This window comes from Rhodanobacter sp. K2T2 (assembly GCF_013408815.1).
GTDB lineage: Bacteria > Pseudomonadota > Gammaproteobacteria > Xanthomonadales > Rhodanobacteraceae > Rhodanobacter.
This window is the reverse complement of record NZ_JACCCA010000007.1, coordinates 1-17,635: the sequence shown is the minus strand read 5'-3', so window position 1 is coordinate 17,635 and position 17,635 is coordinate 1. Positions and strand designations below refer to the sequence as shown.

17 protein-coding genes and 1 pseudogene are annotated in these 17,635 nt (G+C 62.9%); 13 read left to right on the top strand and 5 right to left on the bottom strand.

Annotated features, from left to right (window positions below):
- The first annotated feature begins 41 nt into the window (after positions 1 to 41).
- Entirely contained in the window at positions 42 to 1,412 is a 1,371-nt protein-coding gene (locus tag HDE78_RS12235; protein ID WP_179479831.1) for an FUSC family protein, read from the top strand.
- 60 nt (positions 1,413 to 1,472) lie between these two features.
- Here HDE78_RS12235 and HDE78_RS12230 read toward each other — a convergent pair whose 3' ends face one another.
- Positions 1,473 to 2,264, bottom strand: coding sequence for an SDR family NAD(P)-dependent oxidoreductase (locus HDE78_RS12230; protein WP_179479829.1), 792 nt, complete (start codon positions 2,262 to 2,264; stop codon positions 1,473 to 1,475).
- Positions 2,265 to 2,524: 260 nt separating this feature from the next.
- On the opposite strand from HDE78_RS12230, the gene HDE78_RS12225 reads away from it, so the two are divergent.
- The 5 genes from HDE78_RS12225 to HDE78_RS12205 all read left to right on the top strand — a co-directional run bounded on the left by HDE78_RS12225 (position 2,525) and on the right by HDE78_RS12205 (position 7,931).
- Entirely contained in the window at positions 2,525 to 3,361 is an 837-nt protein-coding gene (locus tag HDE78_RS12225; protein WP_179479827.1) for an SDR family NAD(P)-dependent oxidoreductase, read from the top strand.
- Between the two features lie 117 nt (positions 3,362 to 3,478).
- On the top strand, positions 3,479 to 4,687 hold the full coding sequence (locus HDE78_RS12220) for an alginate export family protein (protein ID WP_179479825.1): 1,209 nt from the start codon (positions 3,479 to 3,481) through the stop codon (positions 4,685 to 4,687).
- Between the two features lie 298 nt (positions 4,688 to 4,985).
- Complete coding sequence (locus HDE78_RS12215; RefSeq protein WP_179479823.1) at positions 4,986 to 7,316, top strand: alpha-amylase family glycosyl hydrolase; 2,331 nt, start codon at positions 4,986 to 4,988, stop codon at positions 7,314 to 7,316.
- 130 nt (positions 7,317 to 7,446) lie between these two features.
- Complete coding sequence (locus HDE78_RS12210; RefSeq protein ID WP_179479821.1) at positions 7,447 to 7,599, top strand: hypothetical protein; 153 nt, start codon at positions 7,447 to 7,449, stop codon at positions 7,597 to 7,599.
- A gap of 17 nt (positions 7,600 to 7,616) precedes the next feature.
- On the top strand, positions 7,617 to 7,931 hold the full coding sequence (locus HDE78_RS12205; RefSeq protein ID WP_179479819.1) for a hypothetical protein: 315 nt from the start codon (positions 7,617 to 7,619) through the stop codon (positions 7,929 to 7,931).
- A 3-nt stretch (positions 7,932 to 7,934) separates the two neighbouring features.
- Here HDE78_RS12205 and HDE78_RS12200 read toward each other — a convergent pair whose 3' ends face one another.
- Entirely contained in the window at positions 7,935 to 8,318 is a 384-nt protein-coding gene (locus tag HDE78_RS12200) for a helix-turn-helix domain-containing protein (RefSeq protein ID WP_179479817.1), read from the bottom strand.
- Positions 8,319 to 8,429: 111 nt separating this feature from the next.
- On the opposite strand from HDE78_RS12200, the gene HDE78_RS12195 reads away from it, so the two are divergent.
- The gene (locus HDE78_RS12195) at positions 8,430 to 9,176 is read left to right on the top strand and encodes a glucose 1-dehydrogenase (RefSeq protein WP_179479809.1); all 747 of its coding nucleotides are present in this window, start codon (positions 8,430 to 8,432) and stop codon (positions 9,174 to 9,176) included.
- A gap of 212 nt (positions 9,177 to 9,388) precedes the next feature.
- On the opposite strand, the gene HDE78_RS12190 is transcribed toward HDE78_RS12195, so the two are convergent.
- A complete protein-coding gene (locus HDE78_RS12190; RefSeq protein ID WP_179479807.1) occupies positions 9,389 to 9,934 on the bottom strand; it encodes a TetR/AcrR family transcriptional regulator in 546 nt (181 codons plus the stop codon).
- A gap of 280 nt (positions 9,935 to 10,214) precedes the next feature.
- On the opposite strand from HDE78_RS12190, the gene HDE78_RS12185 reads away from it, so the two are divergent.
- Both HDE78_RS12185 and HDE78_RS12180 read left to right on the top strand, forming a co-directional pair.
- Positions 10,215 to 11,081, top strand: coding sequence for an alpha/beta hydrolase (locus HDE78_RS12185; protein WP_179479805.1), 867 nt, complete (start codon positions 10,215 to 10,217; stop codon positions 11,079 to 11,081).
- Positions 11,082 to 11,501: 420 nt separating this feature from the next.
- On the top strand, positions 11,502 to 13,133 hold the full coding sequence (locus HDE78_RS12180; protein ID WP_179479803.1) for a glycosyltransferase family 39 protein: 1,632 nt from the start codon (positions 11,502 to 11,504) through the stop codon (positions 13,131 to 13,133).
- Here HDE78_RS12180 and HDE78_RS12175 read toward each other — a convergent pair.
- The gene (locus HDE78_RS12175) at positions 13,069 to 13,977 is read right to left on the bottom strand and encodes a LysR family transcriptional regulator (RefSeq protein WP_179479801.1); all 909 of its coding nucleotides are present in this window, start codon (positions 13,975 to 13,977) and stop codon (positions 13,069 to 13,071) included. The two genes, HDE78_RS12180 and HDE78_RS12175, sit on opposite strands and share 65 nt — an antisense overlap.
- Before the next feature lie 138 nt (positions 13,978 to 14,115).
- On the opposite strand from HDE78_RS12175, the gene HDE78_RS12170 reads away from it, so the two are divergent.
- The 4 genes from HDE78_RS12170 (at position 14,116) to HDE78_RS12155 (ending at position 17,399) form a co-directional block, all read left to right on the top strand.
- The gene (locus tag HDE78_RS12170; protein WP_179479799.1) at positions 14,116 to 14,988 is read left to right on the top strand and encodes an NmrA/HSCARG family protein; all 873 of its coding nucleotides are present in this window, start codon (positions 14,116 to 14,118) and stop codon (positions 14,986 to 14,988) included.
- 395 nt (positions 14,989 to 15,383) lie between these two features.
- The gene (locus HDE78_RS12165) at positions 15,384 to 15,740 is read left to right on the top strand and encodes a hypothetical protein (protein WP_179479797.1); all 357 of its coding nucleotides are present in this window, start codon (positions 15,384 to 15,386) and stop codon (positions 15,738 to 15,740) included.
- Positions 15,741 to 15,802: 62 nt separating this feature from the next.
- A complete protein-coding gene (locus HDE78_RS12160; RefSeq protein ID WP_179479795.1) occupies positions 15,803 to 16,339 on the top strand; it encodes a Spy/CpxP family protein refolding chaperone in 537 nt (178 codons plus the stop codon).
- Positions 16,340 to 16,553: 214 nt separating this feature from the next.
- On the top strand, positions 16,554 to 17,399 hold the full coding sequence (locus tag HDE78_RS12155; protein WP_179479793.1) for an oxidoreductase: 846 nt from the start codon (positions 16,554 to 16,556) through the stop codon (positions 17,397 to 17,399).
- 73 nt (positions 17,400 to 17,472) lie between these two features.
- Here HDE78_RS12155 and HDE78_RS12150 read toward each other — a convergent pair.
- Positions 17,473 to 17,635 (bottom strand): annotated as a pseudogene (locus HDE78_RS12150) (IS4 family transposase); the annotation flags it as partial.

Sequence of the window (17,635 nt, the reverse complement as noted above, 5' to 3'; positions counted from 1 at the left end):
CGTCCACTCTTACTCAGAGCGCCAAAGGACTGGAGCCAGCGATGCCCATCACCACCAGCAAGATTTTCCAGGCATTGCGCGAGGCGATCGTGACTATGCTCGCCGCGCTGGCCACCATGTTTTGCGCCCTGACCATAGATCCCGAGCCGGGCCCGGCCATATTGGCCATCGTGCTGTGCGTGTCGCTGTCGCGCAGCCAGCTGGATCGCGATCGACGTGGCCGAATCGAAGCCGCACTGACCCTACCCGCCGTCAGCCTGGCGGCGCTGGCCGTGGGCATGCTGCTGCTTCATGCGCCTTGGCTCGGCGCGGCCTTTTTCGTGATCGCTATTTCCTTGTCCATCTGGCTGCGTCGGTTTGGCCCGCTGGTGCGCCGGGCCGGCTCGCTGATCGCGCTGCCTTTCGTGGTGATTCTCACCACGCCTTACGCACCGCCGACGCGCGTCGGCCCAACGACAGCCTTGCTCCTGCCGATCATCGTCGCACTGCTTGCGCTGTTTTGGGTCACCCTGTTTCACCTGGGCGCCCGACGCTTGCGCTGGTTGCCGCCGACACGCGTCCTGAACGACGTCACCGCATCGCCTGCGCGCGCCAGTTCGATGCGACCGGTGGCAAGCACGCGAATGGCCGTCCAGATGGCGGTCGCTCTGACCGTCGCCTTTGTCGTGGGCTACGTTTTCTTTGCAGACCGATGGGCGTGGATTGTGCTGACCGCCTTTATCGTCGGCAGCGGCAACCAGGGACGGCTGGATGTCGCTTACAAAAGCGTGCTGCGCGTGGTGGGCGCCGGCGTGGGTACGCTCTTCGCGCTGGCGTTCGCCGGTCACGCGGTCAGCGATACCGCAACCGTCGAACTGATGCTTGCCGCCGTGTTCATGGGCATCTGGCTGCGTCCGCTGGGCTACGCGTGGTGGGCGCTGTTCGTCACCCTGGCGCTGGCGCTGCTGCAGGGATTCGAAGGGCCATCGGCCGGGCAGATCCTTTCGCTGCGGCTGGAAGAAATCGTGATCGGCGCGATCGTCGGCGTCGCCGCGGCGTGGTTTGTATTGCCCGTGCGCTCCACGGGCGTACTGCGCGTGCGCATCGCCGACGCGCTCGCCGCTCTGGCCGATGCGCTGGACCCCGCGAACGCGCAGCGAGGCCCCGACGGTTTTGTGATGGCGATAGGCCGGGTGGAAAGCGTCGCGCCTGCGTTCCGCGCCAGCCGCCTGCTTACGCGACGATGGCGCACCGTGCAGCCGGCCGACTGGGTGGATGCCTTGATCGCATGCCGCGATCCCGCCATCTCGCTGATCGAGAACGGCGAAACACCGGGTTCGCTGCGCAAGGCGGTCGGCGCAGCACGCAAGGCGATGCGCGAACCGCAGGATATTCAGCAGGCTCTGCAGGATTTGCGACGCGCGATGGTGTGACGAATAGTTCTGACGCCGCTAGCGACCCAACAACCTAAAGCGTAAGTGCACAAGCATCGCTCACCAGGGCACGTCGGTGCCGTCCCACGCGATAAAGCGGCCGTTATCGATCGCCGTACGGCTGGCAATGATCTGCAGCAACTGGGTCGCGGCCCGTTCCGTGGTGAAGAGTTTCTCCGCCGCCACTCGCGCCTGAAACGGCGCGGACAGCGGCGTGTCGACGGTTCCGGGATGCAAGAGCAGGCAGCACGCGTTTCGATTGCGCCGGGCCAGTTCGATGGCAAAGGTTTTCATCAGCTGATTCTGCGCCGCCTTGGACGCGCGATAGGCATACCAGCCACCGCTGCGGTTGTCGCCGATCGAGCCGACCCTTGCCGACAGCGAGGCAAACACGGCCACCTGATCGTGGCACAGCAGCGGCATCAGCGCCTTGGCCAGCAGAATCGGCGCGAAGGCGTTGAGTGCGAACACGCGTTCCAGATTGGCCCTGGTGATTTGTTCGAGCGCTTTTTCCGGCTGCAGATTCGCCGCGTGCAGCACGCCGGCGGCATTGATCACCCGATCAAGCGCATCGGTGTGCGAAGACACTGTGTCACGCAACCTGTCCAGATCGCCTTCATCGGTAATATCAGCGTCCAGCAGCACGAGCCTTTCCCCGTGCGTGTCGCGCAGCTGCCTCAACACCTCCGATGTCGAAGCGAATCGGGAGACGGCAAAAGCGAGGGCGATATGCCGGTTGCCCAGCAACTGCCGGAGCATCGCCAGTCCAATGCCGCTGCTGGCACCGGTCAGAAGCACGCTGATCGGCTTTTCACCGCCTTTTGCAGGCGATATCTCGTCGCGAATACTCATGCAGCAGCGTCGCACGCGCCGGTAAGGCGCAAGGTGGTTTTTTTGGCTGTGTAAGGCATGCGATTCTCCCGGTGGCACCGCGCGGTCGGCGACCGCTGGTGTGGCCATTCCGATTCTAGCGAGCGTAGCGCACGAACCGCGGTTCCGGCGCTGCATGGATCGGGCCTGCGACACCCGTAGCCCACCGCCGATACATAGGAAAAGATCACGCGACTTCCGCTAAATTCACGATCCAGCGTTTTCGCCTCGAGTAAACCCCCATGTCGAATCATCCCGCTATCGTTCCCGGCCGCGTTGCGGTCATCACCGGCGCCGCCAGCGGCATCGGCCTTGCCACGGCCCGTCGACTCGGCCAGATCGGCATGCGCATCGTGCTGGTCGATATCGATGCGGACTCCCTGGAACGCGCCGTCGCCGATCTCACGTCCAACGGAATCAGCGCTCGGGCGATAAAGGCCGACGTCAGCCGCCGCGACGATATGGCGCGTGTAAAAGCCGAGGCCGACGCGCTCGGCGAAGTCGCTGTGCTGATGAACAACGCCGCGCGCGAAGGCGGCGACGGCCTGTTCGCCGATGTCGCCAAATGGAAATCCACGCTCGACATCAACGTCGGCGGCGCGCTGCACGGCATCCAGCTGTTGGTGCCGGACATGATGGGCGCGAGCTGGCCGTGCATGGTGATCAACACCGGATCGAAACAAGGCATCACCCTGCCGCCGGGCGATACCGCTTATAACGTGAGCAAGGCAGCGCTGCGCGCACTGACGGAGTCGCTCGCGCACGAACTGCTTTCCACTAACGGGCGCGTCAGCGCGCATTTGCTGATCCCCGGCTTCACCTTCACCGGATTCACTCGCGCGCGCGGCATCACGGAAAAGCCTGCCGCGGCGTGGACGGCCGACCAGGTCGTCGATTTCATGCTGCCTGCGCTGGCACGCGGCGACTTCTACATTCTGTGCCCCGACAACGATGTGGACCGCGCTACCGACGAGAAACGGATGCGCTGGGCCACCAACGACATTATCGAGAACCGCCCGGCGCTGTCGCGCTGGCACCCGGATTACGCGCAGAAGTTTACCGACTATATGAAGAGTTGAAATCTCTCCCATAGAGAGGGGTCATCACGTCGCGCCATATCCACATAACAAAATATGTTTATGACAAATCGCCGCTAGACGCTAAAACGGAGGTTTACACCGCCAGCTGCCGATTCCATGACGCTTCCACGCTACCTCGCCGTTGTCGCCGCCATCGCTTTCTCTTCGGCCGTCCACGCCGATGACGACACTTATGTCAGTCAGCCTTATCTCGGCCTGCGCTATCGAGACAGCACGCTGCATTCCAACAGCTTCGAGAAGACTGGCCGCGCGCATACGCTGCGGCTGCAGATAGGCTATTTATGGGCGTTCACCCCGCATCTGGCGGCTTACGTCGAAGGCACCAAGGTACAGCCGCTGTTCGGTCGGCAGTACGACGACACGACGGGCCGGCGCACGCCTTACCCGGCAGAGGCGGACCCGCGATCCACCGAACTCAGCAGCGCGTGGGTGGGTTACGACAACGGCGACTTCGGTATTCGCGCCGGGCGGCAATACCTGCACATCGACAACCACCGTTTTTTCAGCCCGAACTACTGGCGTCAGAATCCGCAGTCGTTCGATGGCATGACGACCTACGTCAAGCTCGCCGAAAAAACGACGTTGAGCTATGACTGGATCAATCAGGTAAACCGCACGGTCGGGGCGGACTTCCCCGACTACGCGCAGCGGCGTTGGGAGCTCGATGGTCATCTGATCCATCTCGATCAGGTGCTACCAATGGGGACGCTCAGCGGCTACGGCTACTTCGTCAAAAACATTACCTCGGCGAAAAACTCGGTGCGTACCGTCGGCGCACGTTGGACCGGCACCGCACCGCTGGGCGACAGCAGCAAGGTCGGCTGGACGATCGAGGGCGCGCACCAGAACGACTACGCGAATAACCCGGCGCATTTCAGCCTGCCCTATCACCTGTTCGAACTGAGCTACGGATTGCCCGCCATCGCCGGCCGCCTCGGCGAAGAGTCGCTGGGCGGCGATGGCAAGAATGCATTCAACATCGCCTACGGCTCGGGCCACAGTTTCGATGGCTGGGTCGGCGTGTTCGCCATCCCCACACACGGGCTGCGCGATCGCTACGCCGGGGTGTATGGCACGCTGCCCTGGAACTCACTGACCTGGCTCGTCACCCAGCACTGGTTCGATCCGCAAAACGGCAATGGTGCGCGCTACGGTACCGAAACCGATGCCGGTATCAAGGCGCAGATAAGCAAGCGCTTCAGCCTCGAGCTGCAATACGGCGACTATCGCGCCGACAGCTTCACCGTGAGCCAGCGCAAGCTCTGGCTGCTTGCGGAATATCGTTACGGCAAGCAGGCGCTTTAACCCATCGGCTGAGCACACACAGCGGCATACAGCCGCGGCCGGCTCGCACGTCGATGCAGACGCATTTCAATGAATACGTATGCATACGCTGGTTGCTGCACTGCGATGCTTTCTACTATCCATGCACGGAGCGCGGCATTGTGGCGGCGTGTCCGCGACGTGCAGTGAGTACCGGTCTTCGACCTCGCGGCGGCGCTACAACGGGTTACGCCAGGGCGTCCATCACCACGCAGCACTCTCCACCACGTCGACATCGCAGCACCGGATCGTCAACGACACCATGGGGAGATCGACGCGAATGAAACGTCACGGGATTCTTGCAGCACTGCTGCTCTGTATCGGACTTACCGGCGCGCCGACGATGCCTGCACGCGCCGCGATCAACAGCATGACGCTAGGCGCCAGTTACAACGCGCAGAAAACCAGCATCACCTTCCGCGTGTATTCCTCGCAGGCCACGCGCATGGCGGTGTATCTGTATGCCAGCGGCTACGGTGCGCAGGATCTTGCCAGCTACGTGTTGAGCTCGGTCGGCAACGGCGTCTGGGCGGTGACGGTGCCGGTGTCGTCGATCCAGTCAGCGGGCATCAACGGGACCGTGTACTACGGCTATCGCGCCTGGGGTCCCAACTGGCCGTACAGCGCCGGCTGGGGCAAAGGCTCTGCCGCGGGCTTTATCTCGGACGTCGACGCCAGCGGCAACCGCTTCAATCCGAACAAGCTGCTGCTCGATCCCTATGCGCAGGAGATGAGTCAGGACCCGCTCAATGCGTCGAACCAGAACGCCGATGTGTTCGCCTCCGGCGCCAGCTATCGCACTATCGACAGCGGCACTTACGCACCCAAAGGCATCGTGCTGATCCCCAGCACGCAAAGCACGGGCACCAAGCCGACGCGTGCGCAAAAGGACGACGTGATCTATGAAGTGAACGTGCGCGGCTTGACCGAGCAGGACGCCAGCATCACCGCCGCCTATCGCGGTACCTATCGCGGCGCCGGACTCAAGGCGCCCGCGCTCGCCAGCCTCGGCGTCACCGCGGTGGAATTTCTGCCGGTGCAGGAAACCCAGAACGACGCCAACGACGTCGTGCCCAATTCGGACGCCAACCAGAATTACTGGGGCTACATGACCGAAGACTACTTTGCGCCGGACCGCCGCTATGCTTACAACAAGGCAGCCGGCGGCCCGACCGCCGAGTTCCAGGCGATGGTGCAGGCCTTTCACAACGCCGGCATCAAGGTCTATATCGACGTGGTCTACAACCACACCAGCGAAGGAGGCACATGGAGCGGTTCGGATCCCACCACCGCGACCATCACGTCCTGGCGCGGCCTGGACAACAGCACGTATTACGAACTCGCCTCGGGCAACCAGTATTACTACGACAACACCGGCATCGGCGCCAACTTCAACACCTACAACACGGTGGCGCAGAACCTGATCGTGGACTCGATGGCCTACTGGTCCAACACGATGGGCGTCGACGGTTTCCGTTTCGATCTCGCCGCCGTGCTGGGCAACAGCTGCCTCAACAGCGCGGCAACCTCCGCCGCGCCCAACTGCCCGAACGGCGGCTACAACTTCGACGCGGCCGATAGCAATGTGGCGATCAACCGCATCCTGCGCGAGTTCACCGTGCGACCGACCGCCGGCGGCAGCGGCCTTGATCTGTATGCCGAGCCCTGGGCGATCGGCGGCAATTCGTATCAGCTGGGCGGTTTTCCGCAGGGCTGGTCCGAATGGAACGGCAGCTTTCGCGACAGCCTGCGTCAGGCGCAGAACGAACTGGGCAACATCGCCGTATCGATCGGCCAGGAAGCGAACGATTTCTCCGGCTCGTCCAATCTGTTTCAGGCCAGCGGACGCGCGCCGTGGAACTCGACCAACTTTATCGACGTGCATGACGGGCTGACGCTCAACGACGTGTATTCGTGCAACGGCGCCAGCAACGCGCAAGCCTGGCCGTACGGCCCCTCGGACGGCGGCACCAGCACAAATTACAGCTGGGATCAGGGCATGTCCGTCGGCACCGGCACCGCCTTCGATCAGCGCCGCGCCGCACGCACCGGCATGGCCTTCGACATGCTCTCGGCCGGCACGCCGCTGATGCAGGGCGGTGATGAGTATCTGCGCACGCTTCAATGCAACAACAACGCCTACAACCTCGATTCGACTGCCAACTGGCTCACCAACACGTGGAGCGCCGACCAGTCGAATTTCTACACCTTCGCGCAGCGGCTCATCGCCTTCCGCAAAGCGCATCCGGCGCTTCGCCCTGCGGCGTGGTACACCACCAGCCAACTCACCTGGTATCAGCCCAGCGGCAGCGTCGCCGACAGCAATTACTGGAGCAACAGCAGTAACCACTCCATCGCCTACGCGATCAACGGCTCGTCGTTGGGCGACGCCAATTCCCTCTACGTCGCCTACAACGGCTGGTCGGGCAGCGTGGCTTTCACCCTGCCCGCGCCACCCACCGGCACCCACTGGTATCGCGTCACCGACACCTGCAACTGGAACGACGGCGCCAATACCTTCGTCGCGCCCGGCAACGAGAGCCTGATCGGCGGCGCCGGCACCACCTACAGCCAGTGCGGCCAGTCGATACTGTTGCTGATATCGAAGTAATCCTGCCGCCGCGCATCGGCGGCTGACGGGAAACGGACGCCGATTGCGTCCTTTTCCTGCATCAGGCAACGTTTCGGCACTTCGTCGGGCGCGGACGACTACAATAGGTCGCCCTTACGGAGACACACCTTTGGCCAAGCCCAACTACTCGTTCGAAAAACGCCAGCGCGAAATCGCCAAGAAAAAGCAGCAGGAAGAGAAAGACGCGCGCAAGCGCGAGGAGCGCGAAGCGGCCAGGGCCGCCTCCGACAACGCAGCCAAAAAGCCGGCGAGCGATCAGTAAACGCTGCCGGTAAACCGGTGAATCGCGACCAGCAGCGGCTGAATCACCAGCTCGACCGGCTCGGTCAAAAGCTGCCGAGCTGGGCTGCCCGTTCGTTGCAATGGCTGCGCAAGCCATCCTCGCGATGGGTGCGCCTGCCCGCGGGTTTTCTGCTGGTACTGGGCGGCATCTTCAGCATTCTGCCGCTGCTCGGTCTGTGGATGCTCCCGCTGGGTCTGCTGCTGCTCGTGCAAGACGTGCCTTTTCTGCGCCGGCCGACCCGACAGGCCCTGACCTGTATCGAACGCCGCTGGCGCCGCCACAAACGACGCCGGCGCCAAGCCGACGCATGACAACTAACCCGCCTTTTTCCTGACGGCCGCCTGCTGGCGTTTGACCGCGCGCGCGCCCTCGGCGGACTGGATGCGGTACGCATTCATGATCGTGCTGAGCAATCCCGGGAACCGTTTCTCCACTTCATCGCAGCGAGCGGTATTGTGCATTTCCACGCCGCGTCGCTCGCTGCGCACCAGCCCCGCTTCGCGCAACGCGCGGAAGTGCTGGGACAGCGTGGACTTGGGAATGCTGCGATCGCTCATCTGCAAAAAGTTCGAACAGATATTGGCGCAGCCGGAACTGGCCAGTTCCGCATAGATCGCCACGCGCACAGGATCGGCGAGCGCATGCAGGATGCCCTCGACGGTGACGTCTTCGATCGACGGATGAATCAGCGGTCTCATGCGACCTATCTTAGCAGTCCTTGACATTTAGTTCTATAGTTCATATGTTACGAACTACGGGATTTAAGGATCTCGGAACAATATCCTCCACTCGAAACCAAAGGACACGTCATGAGCAAGCTCTCCGGTAAAGTCGCCATCGTCACGGGCGCATCCAAAGGCATCGGCGCCGCCATTGCCAAATCCCTCGCCGCAGCGGGCGCTTCGGTTGTCGTGAACTACGCCTCCAGCAAGGAAGGCGCGGACAAGGTAGTTGCGGAAATTACCCAGGCCGGCGGCAAGGCCGTTGCGGTGAAGGGAGACGTCTCCAAGGCGGCTGAAGCCAAGGGCATCGTCGACGCAGCCATTACCCACTACGGCAAGCTCGATGTGCTGGTGAACAACTCGGGCGTGTATGCGTTCTCGCCGATCGAGGAGATCACCGAGGAGGAGTTCCATCGCCAGTTCAATATCAACGTACTCGGCCTGCTGCTGACCACGCAGGCGGCGAGCAAGCATCTGGGCGAAGGGGCCAGCATCATCAATATCGGCTCGGTCGTCAGCCGCATCACCCCGCCCGGCAGCGCGATCTATACCGGCACCAAGGGCGCGGTGGATGCCATCACCGGCGTACTGGCGCGCGAGCTGGGGCCACGCAAGATCCGCGTCAATGCGCTGAACCCGGGCATGGTCGAAACCGAGGGCACCCACTCGGCCGGCTTCATCGGCTCGGATTTCGAAACCGGCACGGTGGCACAGACCCCGCTAGGCCGCCTCGGCCAGCCGGACGACATCGCCTCGATTGCCGTGTTCCTGGCCTCGGACGATTCGGCGTGGCTCACTGGCGAACAGCTGTTTGCGGGTGGCGGTGTGCGCTAATTCAGCCAAACGTCGGTTAAAAAGGGGCTGCCCGCAAGGCTGCCCCTTTTTCGTTTCATGGCGTTGATCGGATGCACCGTCGAGTCGATCGCCCCGCGTGGGGGCAATCGATGGCATCGCGATCCGCGGTGCCAAGGCTCAGCAAGAGATATGAGCGCTGGCGATCGATCCCGGCGGTCCTGTCCCGGCACGGCGTGCACGCGCGGCCATGGTTACGCTTCGAATGCGCGCGCTTCGGCAATCAGGTTTTTCAGCGCTCGCTGCATCGGCTGCGGGTCGTCTTCTATCACCACCCACAACGTGGCGCCCTCGAGGCTAACCAGCGCATCGGTAGCGACGGTCGCCGCGCGCTTCGCATTCAACGCGTGCCTGAGAATGGCGATCAGGCCATTCCGCAAAGTGGCGAAATAGTGCTGCACGGCGCTCAGCGCTTGCGGGGCATCGGCCGGCACACCATAGGCGAGATGCAGGCCCACGCAACGCGTGCGGTCGGTCAGTTCGGCCGCGATGCGTTTCAGCACGGCCTCGTAATTCGCCAACCAATTATCGGCATCGCCTTCGATATCGGCAAAGGTCTCTTCCAACGTCAGAGCGAGCACCGGTTCGACCAGCGCCTCCTTGCTGGGAAAACGCGTATACAGGCTGGCTTTTTTCAGACCCACGCGATCGGCGAGATCCTGCATGGACGCTCCCGCATAGCCGTGCTCGCGAAAAAGCTCACGCGCTTCGACGACGATTTGCTCAAGGCTTGTTTTCATGGCCTCACACTCTTACACTAACGACCGATCGGTAGTTTTTTTGGATAACTACCGGTTAGTTTACACGCCACAGCAGGGCACTTCCGAACCAAAAAAACTTACATGAAAACCTCGAAGCCGGACGATGACACACCCATGAGCCGCGAGCGACGACGTTTTTTGACCGCTGCAACGCTCGGTTCGGTGGCGCTGGCGACCACGCGCAGCGGTAACGCCCTGCCCCGGTTGAGCCGCGGCTCGACTCGACCGGCCCCCCAACTCCCTCCAGGAAAAGAACTTCATGATCATCACTTACAAAACCAGGAAAGTGGGCGACGTCGACGTCTTTTATCGCGAAGCCGGTCGTCCGGGCGCGCCCGTCGTGCTGCTGCTTCACGGCTACCCTACCGCCGGCCACATGTTCCGCGATCTGATTCCGCAACTCGCCGAAAATTATCACGTGATCGCGCCGGATCTGCCGGGTTTCGGCAATACCGAAACGCCGCCGCGCGGGCAATTCGATTACAGCTTCGATCGCCTCGCGCAGGTCGTCACGGATTTCACCGAGGCTCTGGCGCTGAACAAATACGCACTCTACGTGTTCGACTACGGCGCACCGACGGGCTTGCGCGTGGCCGCGGCGCATCCCGAACGCGTCAGCGCCATCATCAGCCAGAACGGCAATGCCTACGATGAAGGTCTCAGCGATGCATGGGCGCCGTATCAGGCGTACTGGCGGTCGCCATCGGAGCAGACCCGCGCAGCCTGCCGTGAGGCGCTGTCGCCCGAGGCGATCCGTATGCAATACCTGCATGGCGCCGACCCGAGCAAAGTCTCGCCGGACGGCTATACCCTCGACATCGCCTATATCGCTCGCCCGGGCATGGAGGACATTCAGCTCGATCTCGTCCTCGACTACCGCAGCAACGTCGCGCTCTATCCGACGTGGCAAGCCTATTTCCGCCAGCACCAGCCGCCGCTGCTCGCGGTGTGGGGCGACAAGGACCCTTACTTTCTGCCGGCAGGCGCCAAGGCGTACCAACGCGACATTCCGGATGCCGAAGTGCATCTGTTGAATACGGGACACTTTGCACTGGAAACGCATGCCGACGACATCGCGGCGCTGATGAAAGATTTTCTCGCCCGCAAGATCGGCAATGCGATGTGACGCTCTGACCGATCGGATGGCCCGATGACATAAGCGATAACGAAACGGCATGCATCGGCACAGAGCCGATCCCACATCAGGACGACGCTTCGACGTCAAAATCTTTCCCTGATGGTCATAGGGTGGCGGCTGCGCGTTGCTGCAAGCGCATGCGCCATTTAGTGAAGCGGTTGTCAATTGATCTCACCATGCCAGGGCCCGCAGAGTTAGGGCATCGAAATGATGCAATGGAATGAACGGTGCACAACGCAGGCACAAGCGCTGACAACCGATCGATGCCGACGGCGTTTGCTTCGTGACTGTTGGCGAACCGAGATGCCGGACTGTCACATCGGTGAATTAGTTTTGGTCCCTCATACGCCGCGTGCGACGGTTTTAGCGTCGCACCATCACCACGGCTGACCCATTCTGAACACGCGTATGCTCACCGACACTCAGATGCCCAGCGGCACCGGAACATTCTCGGCGCGCGATGCCGCATGGCTGCTGATCATCGTATTCATCGGCCTGGCGGCGCGACTGATGCATATCGACAGCCAGCCTTTCTGGCTCGACGAGGCGCTGACTTATCAGCGCGTTCATCTGGGCATCGGCAGCCTGATCGCGGACAGCTTCAGCAACCGGCATATGCCGAGCTATTTTCTGATGCTGCAGGCGCTTTCGCCCCTCGACACGAACAACGCCGGGCTGCGCATACCGTCGGCATTGTTCGGGACCGCGTCGATCGCCGTGGTGTTCACCATTGCGCGACGCGTTGCCGGTCGTGCGGCTGCCGTGGTCGCGGCCCTGTTGATGGCGCTGTCGCCGCTGCAGGTGCAATACGGGCAGGAAGCGCGCTCGTACACGCTCGTCACCCTGCTGATCACCGTCGCACTGTGGGGCTTGGTGCGCCTGGCGCAGAATCCGCGCGGTGCGGCTCTGGATTTTCGCCATGCCGAGTTCGACCGCTTCGGCTGGGGAGCTTATGTGCTCGGCACGATCGGCGCGCTGGACGTACTCGGCGACGCGGCGCCGTGGCTGCTGGCTGCGAACCTGTCGCTGTACCTTATCTGGCGCAGCCTGCGCACGCCGCACAACAGCCAAGCGAGCCTTGGCTTTCGGCGCAACTGGCTGTTCAGCGCAGGTCTCATCCTGATGTTCTGCGTACCGTTTTACGGCGCCATCCTCGCCTTCAGCGACGGCCAGATGCTGCAGAAGTTCGACTGGATTCCGCCGCTGAGCTGGCAAAATCTGCGAGTTGCGGCAAAAAGCACCTATCTGATGCGCATGGCTGCGGTGGTGCGCTTCAGCGTGCTGCCCACCGTCGTACCCCTGCTCGGTCTGCTGGTGGCGGCACTCGGCGGCATCGGGCTGTATCGCATGCGCCGCCGGCTGGAAGGACGCGTGCTGCTGCTGGGCTTTGCCGTGCTGCCGCTGTTGCTGCTGGCCGTGTCGCTGGTGAAGTCGATGGTGCTGCCGCGCTACATCCTGTGGAGTGCGGCACCGTTTTTCATCCTGGTCGGCATCGGCGCAACCGCCCTGCCGCGCCGTATGCTGCCAGTCGCGATCATCGCGCTGCTGTTGCTGTGCACGATCAATCTTCTACCGATCTATCACACCGAGACCAAGCCTCGCTGGGACCGGGCCGCGGCGACGCTGGCGGCGCACGTACGCCCCGGCGATACCGTTTTCACCGGCGACACGAACGCGCCCACCATGCTCGCCGTATTGCAGCCTAAAGACCAAGTGCCGATCGACCAGTCGGCGCTGGTGACGTCCAGGCTCGATGTGGCCCTGGCACGCTGGAAACAGGGTAGCCGCGTCTGGGCCGTCAACGGGCGCTCGGCCATGGGGCCAGGCATAACGCTCGACGCCTTCAAGAGCCGCATCGCCGCCTTGGGCACGCCGGCGCTGGAAATTCCCGAGGGTAAGGAAATCACCATCCTGATGTTCGATGCACCCGGCACGGCCGGGTCGACCTCGCCACGCGACAATACGGACTGGCGACTCACCCCACCGATCGCGACAGCGATCGAAACCCTTCCGGTGAGCCGTCGACGAATTGCTCCGTAAGCATGCGGATAAAGGCGGAGACCTTGCGGCTCACGTGACGATGCGGCGCATACAGCGCCCATACCTCAAGACGTCGACCCACGGCAGTGCCCCATTCGACCAGTCGACCGGCGTCGACATCGGCCTGCACCAGCGAGCGCGGCATCATCGCCACGCCGGCGCCGTCGAGCACCGCGTCGTGCACCATCGTCATGGATGACAGACGCAGAACGGCGCGCGTGTGCAGCTGCTGGGTTTGCCCGTCGTATGCGATTGTCCACGGCGAGCTCTCGGGCGCACCGAGCAACAACACGGCCGGCACCGGCGCATCGTCGCTGGCCGACTCGGGGCGCTTCATCGCTGGTGATCCCACCACGATCGGCTCGTCGCGCAGAAAACAGCGGCCGGCCAGTTCGGTGGTCGGCTTGGGATTGGCCCGCAACACCAGATCGTAACCATCCACCAGCGGATCGATGAAGCGATCGTCGGCGGTGATTTCCAGCTGCACGTCGGGATAGGCCGCCGCATAGCGCGCGGCAATGCGGCCCAGTCCACGCTGCGCGAACAGTACCGGTGCATTGATGCGCAGACGTCCGTGCGGCAAACCCACCTCACCGATCAGCGCCTCCTTGATGTCGTCGATGCGATCGAGCAGCGCGGACGTTTGCTCGTGCAGTGCGGCGCCGTCGTCGGTGAGGCGCAAGGTACGCGCGCCGCGTTCGATCAGGTGCACGCCGAGCGAATCCTCCAATTGCCGGACCCGCCGCGACAGAGTGGCCTTCGGTCGCCCCGTCGCCCGACTGGCGTGACTGAAACCACCGTGGTTGGCCACGGCGTTGAAATCGGCCAGCGCTTCGAGATCCATATACGTTCCATTTTTGAGACTTGATGTCCCAATTATGCGTCTTTCGTTTCTTTTGCGAAACGCACAAAGTAGCTCCGTACTCGCTTCGCACCGCAACCGACCAAACCCATTCCCACCGAAACGATAAGGAGTAATGACATGAGCATTCTCGTCACTGGCAGCACCGGCGCCATCGGCACCCAGGTCGTCAACGGCCTGGTGGCCCATAAAGCCACCGTCCATGCATTGACCCGCAACCCCGACAAGGCCAGCTTTCCCCACGGCGTACGCGCCGTCGCCGGTGAAATGACCGACGTCGAGTCCATGCGCGCCGCGCTGAAGGACGTCGACACGCTGTTTCTGCTCAACGCGGTCGTCGCCGACGAAGTCACTCAAGCGCTGATCGCGCTGAACCTGGCGCGCGAAGCCGGCATCCAGCGCATCGTCTACTTCTCGGTGCAGAACAGCGACGCGTTCACCGACGTGCCGCACTTCACCGGCAAATACACGGTGGAACGTGCGATCGAACAGCTCGACCTGCCGGCCACCGTGCTGCGCCCGTCCTACTTCATGCAGAACGACGCCATGATGAAAGGCGCGCTGGAGAACGGCGTCTACCCGATGCCGCTGGGCGAGCGCGGCGTGTCGATGGTCGACACCCGCGACATCGCCGAGATCGCCGTCGCCTCGCTGCTGCGCCGCGAGCAGGCCGCGACTCCGCTGCCGCGTGAGGTGATCGAGCTGGTCGGTCCCGATGCCATCACAGGCAAGGACGCCGCTGCGATCTGGTCCGAAACCCTGGGCAAGCCGGTGGCCTACGGCGGCAACGATCTGGTCGGTTTCGAAAAGAACATGGCCAGCCGTGCGCCGTCGTGGTCCGCCTACGACATTCGCCTGATGCTGGCGCGTTTCCAGAGCGACGGCATGCTGCCCAAGCCCGGCGCCATCGACATCATGACCGGCATCCTCGGCCACGCGCCGCGCTCGTACCGGGCGTTTGCAAAGGAGACGGCGGCCGCGTGGAAAGCGTGAGCCGGTCGCCGAACGGCGCATAAGGCGATGCCGCCAGCGATACGCGACGACGCTGAGTGAGCCTATCGGCTTCCCCACAGCACGGAAAGAACAGGCTCCAAGAGCCTGTTCTTTTGCGCACCGCCTATCCACTTCATGGCACGCCGCCGAGCATCGGACGGACGAAGCGCTTCCATGGCATGAAACCCTGCAGGCTTCGCCGACACTACGGTCCCGGACATTCGTTAAATGCTCGATCACACACATGCGCCTAGACTCGGCGAGCGACTGAGGCCATGACATAGCCTGCGTCGCGGCCATCGATTTCCGTCAGCTTCAAGAACCCTGTTCGAGGCGCCTTTTCATGCCCGCCCGATATAGGCGATCACTCGCCCCACCGTGAGGAGCATACGTTCATGACTCACATCGCTCGAACCGCGTTTCATCGTTACCTTGCCATGGCTGTCGTCGCCGTGGCAGTGACCGTTGTTGCGATACCCGCACAGGCACAGCGCTATGACCATGGCTATCACGGCCGCCCGCAGCCGCACTACGACCGCCGCAACGACAACCGCTATCGCGACCGTGGTCGCGGCGGCGGCAGCGGCGGTCTTATCGCCGGTGCCCTGCTCGGCGTGATAGCCGGCGCCGCCATTTCGAATGCGGCCCAGCGTCCACCGCCGGATGTGGTGTATTCGTCGCCACCGCCGCCACCGCCGCCGGGCGTTGTCTATTACGACAACAATTACCCGCCGCCGCAGAACGGTTACTGAGCAGCGCGACGCGCCCATCTCGGGCCGCTGTCGATCACACCCTGTGAATCGGAGCATCATCCATGAAACAAACCATTCGTCGCATCGCGCTCCCTGCTCTGCTGTCGCTTGCCATCGTCACGACGGCGGGCTTCGCGCAACAGGCACCGGCATCCGCCAGCAGTTCGTCGATGTCTTCCTCGTCCATGTCCAAAAGCCGTGCGCAAAAGCATGCGGACGTGGTCGAGCAGAGAATCGCCGAACTGCACAGCCAGCTCAACATCACCGATCAACAGTCCAAACAGTGGGACGCTTTCACGCAGACCATGCGTGACAACGCCACGAAAACCGACGGCGCCTTCCGCGATCGTGCCAGCAAGCTCTCCAGCATGAACGCCGACGACGCCATGAAGTCGTACGCGGCGCTGGCTCAGCAGCATGCGGAAAACATGCAGAAGCTGTCGTCGGCCTTCAGCGATCTGTACGCCGTGCTTTCGCCGGAGCAGAAGCAGGTGGCCGACGCGATGTACCGCAATGAGCAGGCCAAAAAGAAAGCCGCCCACTCGTCGCACAAGCACGGCAAGTCCGCGGCTCCGGCAAGCGCCTCTTCGGCCGGCTGATCGATCACGTTTTGGTGTTCAACATAAGGCCGCTCTCGAAGCGGCCTTATGTTTTTCCGGCTCACGATCGATAAACGCAGGCGCTGTCCGCCGAAGCACAACGGCCCAACGACATACCCCGTCAATTCACGCCGGCTGCGTTTTTCCAGCGTATTCACGGCAATGACTTTACCTTCGGCGTCCCAATCAACACTTAAGCGTGCGAGGCATTGCGATGTCAGAATCCACACCCGTCTGGTTTATCACCGGCTGCTCTACCGGCCTGGGCCGCGCGCTGGCGCAGCGCGTTATCGAGAGCGGCGCACGCGCCGTCGTTACCGCCCGCGATCCATCCAAGGTCGCCGATCTGGTTGCCGGCCACGAAGACCGGGCGCTGGCCGTTGCGCTGGACGTCAACGACACGGCGCAGATCAAGTCTGCGGTGAAAGCCGCCCAAGACCAGTTCGGCCGTATCGACGTGCTGGTCAACAATGCCGGCTACGGTTATCAGTCGACCGTGGAAGAAGCTGAGGACAAGGAAATCCGCGCCCAGTTCGAGGCCAACGTTTTCGGGCTGTTCGCCATGACGCAGGTGGTGCTGCCGGGTATGCGCACGCGGCGCCGGGGACACATCTTCAACATCACCTCGGTCGCCGGCTTTATCGGCTTTCCAGGTTCGGCCTTCTATGCGGCCAGCAAGCACGCCGTGGAAGGCTGGGCCGACGGCCTGGCGGCGGAAGTCGAACCGCTCGGCATCAAGGTGACCTGTATCGAGCCGGGCCCGTTCCGCACCGACTGGGCGGGACGCTCGCTCAAGCAGACGCCGAGCAAGATCGCCGACTACGCCGACACCGCCGCCGCGCGCATGCGCGGCACCAGCGAAGGCAGCGGCAAGCAGGCCGGCGATCCCGCCCTCGCGGCGCAGGCAATGATCGATCTGGTCGACCATGCCAATCCCCCACGCCATCTGGTGCTCGGCGCCTGGGGCGTGGAGAAGGTCACCGGCTATCTGAAAGACCTGCTGGCCGAGGTCGAGGCCTGGCGCAAGGTCGGCCTGGCCACCGACTTCGCCGAGAAGTAAACGCGAATGCAGGCAGGCCGACGCTGTGTCTGCATTCCATTCACGAAAGAGGCCGCCATCGGCGTAATGCTGTTCACTTAAGCGGAGCGGCTTTTCGATTCACGGGGTAGCGAGTCTTGGATATTTTGACGGACCTCGGCCTGGAAGGCCGAGGTCGTCTATCCAGAAACAGGTTGCCGATTCCGGCCCTGAGTTCAGCCAGTCGCGCTCCGGTGCGTGATAGAGGTTGCGCCGCC

Excerpts from the sequence above, each read along its gene's own strand:
- HDE78_RS12190 (WP_179479807.1), bottom strand. The coding sequence starts at position 9,934 with ATGAAAACAAGCCTTGAGCAAATCGTCGTCGAAGCGCGTGAGCTTTTT.
- HDE78_RS12235 (WP_179479831.1), top strand. The coding sequence starts at position 42 with ATGCCCATCACCACCAGCAAGATTTTCCAGGCATTGCGCGAGGCGATC.
- HDE78_RS12165 (WP_179479797.1), top strand. The coding sequence starts at position 15,384 with ATGACTCACATCGCTCGAACCGCGTTTCATCGTTACCTTGCCATGGCT.
- HDE78_RS12175 (WP_179479801.1), bottom strand. The coding sequence starts at position 13,977 with ATGGATCTCGAAGCGCTGGCCGATTTCAACGCCGTGGCCAACCACGGT.
- HDE78_RS12185 (WP_179479805.1), top strand. The coding sequence starts at position 10,215 with ATGATCATCACTTACAAAACCAGGAAAGTGGGCGACGTCGACGTCTTT.
- HDE78_RS12200 (WP_179479817.1), bottom strand. The coding sequence starts at position 8,318 with ATGAGACCGCTGATTCATCCGTCGATCGAAGACGTCACCGTCGAGGGC.
- HDE78_RS12220 (WP_179479825.1), top strand. The coding sequence starts at position 3,479 with ATGACGCTTCCACGCTACCTCGCCGTTGTCGCCGCCATCGCTTTCTCT.
- HDE78_RS12160 (WP_179479795.1), top strand. The coding sequence starts at position 15,803 with ATGAAACAAACCATTCGTCGCATCGCGCTCCCTGCTCTGCTGTCGCTT.
- HDE78_RS12195 (WP_179479809.1), top strand. The coding sequence starts at position 8,430 with ATGAGCAAGCTCTCCGGTAAAGTCGCCATCGTCACGGGCGCATCCAAA.
- HDE78_RS12225 (WP_179479827.1), top strand. The coding sequence starts at position 2,525 with ATGTCGAATCATCCCGCTATCGTTCCCGGCCGCGTTGCGGTCATCACC.
- HDE78_RS12155 (WP_179479793.1), top strand. The coding sequence starts at position 16,554 with ATGTCAGAATCCACACCCGTCTGGTTTATCACCGGCTGCTCTACCGGC.
- HDE78_RS12170 (WP_179479799.1), top strand. The coding sequence starts at position 14,116 with ATGAGCATTCTCGTCACTGGCAGCACCGGCGCCATCGGCACCCAGGTC.
- HDE78_RS12215 (WP_179479823.1), top strand. The coding sequence starts at position 4,986 with ATGAAACGTCACGGGATTCTTGCAGCACTGCTGCTCTGTATCGGACTT.
- HDE78_RS12180 (WP_179479803.1), top strand. The coding sequence starts at position 11,502 with ATGCTCACCGACACTCAGATGCCCAGCGGCACCGGAACATTCTCGGCG.
- HDE78_RS12230 (WP_179479829.1), bottom strand. The coding sequence starts at position 2,264 with ATGAGTATTCGCGACGAGATATCGCCTGCAAAAGGCGGTGAAAAGCCG.